Here is a 241-nt window from a genome sequence, read left to right on the forward strand (position 1 = left end):
GCCACCAATGACACCTTGGATTCGAGCAAGGTTACTAGCACGTATTGCATGATAATCATGCCCTACTTCATAGCTACGATTTACACTTTCTCGCCAAGGATCCTCAACATTGATAATCTGGTGTTGATCATCAATATTTTCGACTTGTTGTACAGTTAGCTGAAAAGGGAGAGCGTCATCTTTTTCAATATTAATGAAAATGGCAAAGTCACCAAAATCATCCAATAAACGGTGCTTATGG

At 39.4% G+C, this 241-nt stretch carries 1 protein-coding gene; it reads right to left on the reverse strand.

Annotation, left to right across the window (positions count from 1 at the left end):
* Window positions 1–241, reverse strand: a 241-nt coding sequence (locus R0K30_RS23300) for a hypothetical protein (RefSeq protein ID WP_410613380.1), incomplete at both ends; no start/stop codon positions are given.

This window comes from Bacillus sp. SIMBA_154 (genome assembly GCF_046536015.1).
GTDB classification, from domain to species: Bacteria; Bacillota; Bacilli; order Bacillales; family Bacillaceae; genus Bacillus; species Bacillus pumilus_P.